Raw genomic sequence first — 3213 nt, 5'->3', positions numbered from 1 at the left:
TTTGGTGGTCGCGGTAACGTTCATGCCCAGTCAGTGGCCGAGAGCTTCTTCAGCGTATTGAAGAAGGAGCGGACCAAGCGAAGGATCTATCCGACACGGGCCACTGCTGCATCGGACGTGTTCGACTACATCGAGATGTTCTACAACCCCATCCGCCGACATGGTTCCGCTGGCGGACTGTCACCGGTAGAGTTTGAGAGGCGCTACGCGCAGAGCGGCGACTGAGTGTCTACGGAACTCTGGCCGGTCCAGGTCAGTGTCGGCGTGGTGCCGAAATTCTGCGCCCCCGGATTGTTGAAGGTGATGGTCTGCGGTGCGGCCGGGGTGATCGCGTTGGACGCAGCCGACGCCGCGCCGGTAAGCGAGGCGCCGTTGGTTGCGGTGACGGTGAAGCTGTAGCTCACCCCGTTGGTCAGGCCGGTGACGGTGATCGGCGAGCCCGAACCGGTACCGGTATTGCCGCCGGGGTTGGCGGTCACCGTATAGCTGTTGATGCTGCTGCCGCCGTTGCTGCCCGGCGCGGTGAAGCTGACCGTGGCCTGCTGGTTGCCGGCGGTGGCCGTGCCGATGGTCGGCGCATCGGGGGCGACGGCGTTCACGGTGAAGCTGTGGCTTACCGTGGTGGCGGCGTTGGTGGATGCGTTGCCGGCCTGGTCGGCATCGATGGTGCAGGTGCCGGCACTGACGAAGGTCAGCGCACCCGCGGAGGTGATCGTGCACACCCCGGTCGTGGACGAGCTGAAACTCACCGTCAGCCCGGAATCGGAGGTGGCGCCCAGGGTCGGCGTGGTGCCGAAGTTGTAGTTGCCCGGCTGGGCGAAGGTGATGATCTGGTCGGCCTTGGGGGTGACGCTGTTGGAGGCCCCCGAAGCCGTGCCGGTGCCGATCCCGTTGGTTGCTGTCACCGTGAAGGTGTAGGCCGTGCCGTTGGTCAACGATCCGACCGTGATCGTGCACGCCGCTGGGCCGGCGCAGCTGCCGGTGGCGCCACCGGGGTTGGCGGTGGCGGTGTAGGTCGAGATGGGCGAGCCGCCATTGCTGGACGGCGCGGTGAAGGTCACCGTGGCCTGGCCGTCGCCGGCGGTGGCCGTACCGATGGTCGGTGCCGGTGGGGCTGTCGGGATGGCGACGGTGTGGGTGCTGCCGCTGCTGTAGGACGCGATGCTGTTGCCGGCGTTGTCGATGACGTTGGTCGAGCCGTTGAGGTTGATTCTGATCGTGCCGTTGCCGCTGATCGAGGCGATGGTGACGTCGACCGTGCTGCCGCTGGACGCCGACACGCTGGCGATGCTGCCGGTCGCGCCGCCGGTGCCCACCAGGGTGAAGTCGTCGGTGGAGATGTTGTTCACCGGCTCGCTGAAGGTCACCGTGAAGGCGATCGAGGCGTCGGTGCTGGCAGGCGAACCGCTGACCACGATGCTGCTGACACTGGGGGCCACGCCGTCGATGATCAGGGCTTTGTTCGCACCCAGCGAGTTGGCCGCGCCCGGTACGGGCAGGGTCAGGGTGGCGTTGTTGCCGGTCGTGTCCTTGATGGTGCCGCCGTTGAGCGACAGCGAACTGGTCGATACGTAATCCAGGTCGGCACTGGTGTTGCCGGAAACCACCGTGTAGCTGAAGGTCAGCGTGCTGGTGCCGCTGCCGCTTGCGTAGTTGACGATGCGGTCGGTCGCGCCGGTTTCCAGGGTCAGTTGCGGCGTGCCGGTGACTGTCACCATCTTGCTGAAATTGACCTGCACCGACAGCACATCACCGATCTTGTAGGTCCCGTCGGCGTTGCTGGCCGTGACCGAGCTGACCGTGGGCACCACGCCGTCGATGACGATGTTCTTGTTCGCGCCCAGCGAATTGGCCGCACCAGGCGCTGGCAGCGTCAGTACCGCGGCGTTGCCGGACAGGTCCTTGATGGTGCTGCTGTTGAGGGCCAGCGCGCTGGTGGTCACGTAGTCCAGGTCGGCGCTGGTGTCGCCAGCCTGCACGGTGTAGTTGAAGGTCAGCGTGCTGGTGCCGCTGCCGCTTGCGTAGTTGACGGTGCGGTCGATCGCGCCGGTTTCCAGGGTCAGCTGCGGCGTACCGGTGACGAACACGTTCTCGCTGAAATTGACCTGCACGGAAATGACGTCGCCGGCCTTGTAGGTACCGTTGGTCGTGCTGGAGTTGATGCTGGAGACGGTGGGCGGCGTGGTGTCGGGCAGCCGTACGTTGCTCACATTGATGTTGTCGATGGCGAAGAAGTTGGCCTGCGCCGGGCCCGCCACGGTGATGCGGAATTCATCGATGCCGGCGAATGCTGCAACGCCCGATGTGTCCACCGTGTTCAAGGGCCAGTTGCCCCCCGGGCCGCTGATCGAGAAACCCAGGTTGGCGCCGGGTACCTCCATGCCATTGAGGTAGCCGGTCACGGTGAAGTAGACGGTGGCGCCGCTGCCGTTGTCCGTCGCGGAATACTGGAAACTACCCAGGTCGAAGACGCTGTTGTCGTTGGAGGCGACCCGGAACGAGTTCAGCGGTTCGCCGTCGTACGCCGCGTCGCCGTAGTAGATGCCATCGCCGGTACTGAAGTACAGGTCACCTGCCGCGATATAGATCTGGGCGGGCGTGTTCGTATACACGCTCACGTCCCACCCCGAGCCGACGATGTTGTCGACACTCAGGCCGGTCGCGCCGCTTCCCGATACCAGCGGCGTGTCGCCGCCCCCGGAGCCGAAGGTCGTGGTTCCGTTGGTCGGGGTGGCGGCCACGGCCAGCGGGCTGGCCAGCAATCCGACCAGAAGCGCCACGGCCGGTGCGGCTTTCCCCAGCAGGGCAGTCCTCCGCCGCAGCCACGCCCGCAGGCGCGAGGCTGGAGTGACATCGTGGATGATGGTCGACATGCGTTTCCCCTGGACAGCATAGGCAAAGGGGCGGACCCCCCGATGGCGGCCCGCCCACGTAAATGAACCCTTCAATATCCCCTACCGTAGAAAGCAGCCGGATCCGATCACGCCCCGGACGGGCCCTGTCGCAACGTCGGTGTCCTACGCGCCCGCTCGCGCAGGCGCGGTGAATCTAGCAGTCCTGGGCGGGCTGCGGGAAGTGGAATCGGCACCGGGGGGGCGGGCACGGGCCCGGGCAGGGGGCGGCATGGCCGGGGTGTGCCGCGGACGGCTCCGCTGGCAGACGACGGTGGCCCGGGGCAGGGGCGGCCAGGGTGTTCCGGCGCACTCCCGGCCC

At 66.4% G+C, this 3213-nt stretch carries 2 protein-coding genes; one reads left to right on the top strand and one right to left on the bottom strand.

Annotated features, from left to right (window positions below):
• Positions 1-225: IS3 family transposase (locus ABB33_RS17705; RefSeq protein WP_152985159.1), on the top strand; the 225-nt coding region annotated here is incomplete at its 5' end.
• On the opposite strand, the gene ABB33_RS17700 is transcribed toward ABB33_RS17705, so the two are convergent.
• Positions 204-2873, bottom strand: coding sequence for a beta strand repeat-containing protein (locus tag ABB33_RS17700; RefSeq protein ID WP_082595165.1), 2670 nt, complete (start codon positions 2871-2873; stop codon positions 204-206). The genes ABB33_RS17705 and ABB33_RS17700 overlap by 22 nt on opposite strands.
• Positions 2874-3213: the final 340 nt, after the last annotated feature.

Source organism: Stenotrophomonas acidaminiphila (genome assembly GCF_001431595.1).
Lineage (GTDB): Bacteria > Pseudomonadota > Gammaproteobacteria > Xanthomonadales > Xanthomonadaceae > Stenotrophomonas > Stenotrophomonas acidaminiphila.
Note: the sequence above shows the minus strand (reverse complement) of the source record. Positions and strands in the feature narration are given on the sequence as shown.

Excerpts from the sequence above, each read along its gene's own strand:
- ABB33_RS17700 (WP_082595165.1), bottom strand. The coding sequence starts at position 2,873 with ATGTCGACCATCATCCACGATGTCACTCCAGCCTCGCGCCTGCGGGCG.